At 70.6% G+C, this 3,946-nt stretch carries 2 protein-coding genes and 1 pseudogene; all 3 read right to left on the bottom strand.

The features are described from left to right. Nucleotides 1-848 (bottom strand): annotated as a pseudogene (locus tag E2E34_RS36815) (type VI secretion protein); the annotation flags it as partial. 1 nt (nucleotide 849) lies between these two features. Continuing rightward, nucleotides 850-2,265 carry an ATP-binding protein gene (locus E2E34_RS32240; protein WP_138905388.1) on the bottom strand — a complete coding sequence of 472 codons (1,416 nt, stop codon included), beginning with the start codon at nucleotides 2,263-2,265 and terminating at the stop codon, nucleotides 850-852. A gap of 19 nt (nucleotides 2,266-2,284) precedes the next feature. Next, nucleotides 2,285-3,835: an SCO6880 family protein gene (locus E2E34_RS32245; protein ID WP_138905389.1), complete on the bottom strand. Its 1,551-nt coding sequence runs from the start codon at nucleotides 3,833-3,835 to the stop codon at nucleotides 2,285-2,287. Nucleotides 3,836-3,946 lie beyond the last annotated feature (111 nt).

The raw sequence follows: 3,946 nt of genomic DNA on the forward strand, positions 1-3,946 counted from the left end.
GAGATTTGTATAAGAGACAGGTCTGTGGCCATGTGAGGCGTGAGGCCCGTGTGGTGCGGGTCGTAGGTGTGCGGCGGGGCGTGTTCGGCGGTGCCCCGGGCTCCGGTACCGCCGGGGACCGTCCCCGCGCCCGGTGGGAGCCCCGTGCCGGCGTCCGGGTGCGGTAGACCCGCCGGGCCGTGGCCGGCGTCCGCCCCCGTGTGGGTGAGGCCGCCGGGGGCGTAGCCGGCGCTGCCCGCTCCAACGTGGGGGCCGCCCGGGCCGTACGCGGCACCTGCTGCCGGGTGCGGTCCGCCCCCGGGGCCGTAGCCGGTGCCCGCCGGGGGGAGTCCCGCGGACTCGTAGCCCGTGGCTGTGCCGTCGTGGGCGGGGAACGGCCCGGGGCCGGCCGGGTGCCGGGCCGAGTTGTCCAGGTGCCCCGGGGGTGCCTTCGCCGGTTCGGGCGCTTCGGCCGCCGTCCTCGCCCTCGCCCGCGCCGTCTCGCGCTGGGCCTTCAGGCGGGCCAGTACGCCCAGTACGAAGATCGTCAGTACGCCGAGGATCATCAGCTCGCCGATGAGCAGGCCCCAGAACAGCCCGTACCCCGACAGCTGGTCCGGCGGTGTGTCCGGCCACGCCGCCGGGATGTCGTGCGGCGCGCCCATCAGGTGGCGCAGGGCCAGCGGCGTACGGGCGAAGGTGACACCGTCCGGCCACGCGCCGTGGGCGAACAGGCCCGCCAGGCCCGTCGCCAGCCACGCGAGGATCATCAGGCCGAGCAGGAACGCCAGCAGGCCGACCAGCAGGGAGTCGGGGATGCCGCGCTCGCCCTGCCGGTCGTGGTGCTGTCCGTGGTGGTGCTGTCCCATCTCAGGCGACCGTCGATTCCGAGGAAGAGGACTCGTTCATCTGTTGCTCGATGAGCGCCGCCCTCTGCTCCGCCTCCCACTCCGCGGCTCGCAGGTCGTCCGAGATCATCTCCGCCGAGGTCTCCGTCATCGCGCGGTCCGTGAAGACGAGGGGCCGTTCCGCTTCGGTGATCAGGTGCTTGACGACCTGGACGTTGCCGTTCACGTCCCATACGGCGATGCCCGGCGTCAGCGTCGGGATGATCTCGACCGCCCAGCGCGGCAGGCCGAGCACCCGCCCGGTCGCCCGTGCCTCGTCCGCCTTCTGGGCGTAGATCGTCCGGGTCGATGCCATCTTCAGAATCGCCGCCGCCTCTCTCGCCGCCGCCCCGTCCACCACGTCGGAGAGGTGGTGGACGACCGCCACGAAGGACAGGCCCAGGCGGCGGCCGAACTTCAGCAGGCGCTGGAAGAGCTGCGCCACGAAGGGGGAGTTGATGATGTGCCACGCCTCCTCCACAAGGAAGATGCGCTTCTTGCGGTCCGGCCGGATCCAGGTGTGTTCCAGCCATACGCCGACGATCGCCATCAGGATCGGCATCGCGATCGAGTTCCGGTCGATGTGCGACAGGTCGAAGACGATCAGCGGCGCGTCCAGGTCGATGCCGACCGTCGTCGGGCCGTCGAACATGCCCCGCAGGTCACCGTCGACGAGGCGGTCCAGGACGAGGGCGACGTCCAGGCCCCAGGCCCGTACGTCGTCCAGGTCGACATTCATGGCCTCGGCCGACTCCGGTTCCGGGTGGCGCAGTTGCTCGACGATGTCCGTCAGGACCGGCTGCCGGTCGACGATCGTCTCGTTCACGTACGCGTGGGCGACCTTGAGCGCGAAGCCGGACCGCTCGTCGAGGCCGTGCCCCATCGCGACCTCGATGATCGTACGGAGCAGGGCGAGCTGCCCCGTGGTCGTGATCGACGGGTCGAGGGGGTTGAGGCGGATGCCGTCGTTGAGGGCCGCCGTCGGGTCGAGCCGGATGGGAGTTATCCCCAGCTCCTGGGCGATCAGGTTCCACTCGCCGACCCCGTCCTCGCCCTGTGCGTCGAGGACGACGACCTGCCGGTCCTTGAAGCGCAGCTGACGCAGTACGTACGTCTTCTCCAGCGCCGACTTGCCGTTGCCGGACTCGCCGAGGACCAGCCAGTGCGGCGCGGGAAGCTGCTGCCCGTACAGCTGGAAGGGGTCGTAGATGTACCCCTTGCCGCTGTAGACCTCGCGGCCGATGATCACGCCCGAGTCGCCGAGGCCCGGCGCCGCGGTCGGCAGGTAGACCGCCTGGGCCTGGCCCGTCGACGTACGGACGGGAAGTCTGGTCGTCTCGACCTTTCCGAAGAGGAAGCTGGTGAAGGCATCCGTGACGGCGGACAGCGGATCTCGCATGGCGGGTCTGCCCTCTCGGCTAACGACGGATACCGGTGGCGAACGGCAGGGTGTTGACGAACGCCCGGTGGTGCTCGCGGTCGCACCACTCCAGCTTCAGATACGACTTCCCGGCCGAGGCCCTGATGGTCCGCTTGTCGCGGGCCAGCGCCTCGGGTGAACGCGACGACACAGTGATGTACCCGACCAGGTTGACCCCGGCCGCGCCGCTGGCGAGATCTTCACCCCGCTGGTCGAGCCGGCCGTGCGCGGCGATGTCACGCGGGTCGACGGTGCGGTTCATCTTGGCCTGACGGCTGGCTTCCGCCTCGTCGTTGGTCTTCTCCGTCAGCATCCGCTCGATGGCGATCTCGGTGGGTTCGAGGTCCATGGTCACGGCGACCGTACGGATCACGTCCGGGGTGTGGACGAGCAGCGGGGCGAGGAAGTTGACGCCGACGGGCGTCATCGGCCACTCCTTCACCCAGGCGGTGGCGTGGCACCAGGGCGCGCGGGTGGACGACTCACGCGTCTTGGCCTGGAGGTACGTCGCCTCCATGGCGTCCAGCTCGGCCGGCCAGGCGTTGCGCTTCGTCATGGCCTGGATGTGGTCGATGGGGTGGTCGGGGTCGTACATCGAGTGCACGAGGGACGCGAGGCGGCCCTGGCCGAGGGGCTGGCGCACCCGGATGTCGGCCTCAGCGAGCCGCGCGCAGATATCGGTGAGCTCACGCGCCATGACGACGGCGAGGCCGGAGTCGCGGTCGAGCCTGCGGCCGCCGTGCGGGCGGGCGGCGCGGGCCATGGCGTTGGCCTCGGCGGCGAGCTCGCGGGAGTAGTGCATGCAGGCGACGAGGTAGGCGCGGTGCTGCTCGCTGGACGTCGAGACCATGGACTGGAGCTGGTCGTACGAGTCCTTCAGCCAGCCGGGGGCGTGCCCGTCGCCGCGCTGGGCGACGTCCTTGGCGTGGGCGTCGGGGTCGGCGGGGAGGGTGCGGGCGAGCATCTGGAGGCGGGTCACGAAGCCGTCGCCGTTGGCGACGTGCTTGAGCAGCGTGCCGAAACGGTCCACCAGGGCTTCCTGGTCCTCGCTGTCGCGCAGACCGACGCCCGGGCCCTCGATCTCGATGGCCGCGGTCACCGTCCGGCGGTCGGCGTGCAGGAGTACCGCGATCTCGTCGGGGCCGAAGGGCGCGGCGAGCCAGTTGATACGGCCGATACCGGGCGGCGGGCCGACCTCGACCTCACGGCCGTCGCCGCGCACGCCGGCTTCCATGGCGCCGCTGCGGTACGTCGTGCCGTTGCGCAGGGTTCGCTTGTAACTGCGGTTGATCTCGAACCACTTGTAGAAGGTGCGGTGCTTGTACGGGACGTACACCGCCATCAGGGCCAGCATCGGGAAGCCCATGAGCAGCACGATCCGCAGGGACAGGACGGGGACCAGCAGCCCGCTCATCATGCCGAGGAACGCGCCGGCGATGATCAGCGCGATCTCGCCGGTCTCGCGGTTCTTGCCGACGATCGCGTTCGGCCGGGCGCGGCCGATGAGATACGTGCGGCGCGGCGTGATCGGTGGGGACTGCGTCGTCAACGCCCTGCACCTCCTGTGCTGTTGTTGCCGGTGCCCGTGTTTCCGGTACCGCGGTTCGTGTGGGTGCTGTTGCTACGGGGTGACGGGGCGGCGGAGGGGATGGTGCCGCCC

The sequence above is a fragment of the Streptomyces albidochromogenes genome (assembly GCF_005981925.1).
Classification (GTDB): Bacteria; Actinomycetota; Actinomycetes; order Streptomycetales; family Streptomycetaceae; genus Streptomyces; species Streptomyces albidochromogenes.

Bases quoted from the DNA above. Each gene is read 5' to 3' on its own strand.
- E2E34_RS32240 (WP_138905388.1), bottom strand. From the start codon at position 2,265: ATGCGAGATCCGCTGTCCGCCGTCACGGATGCCTTCACCAGCTTCCTC.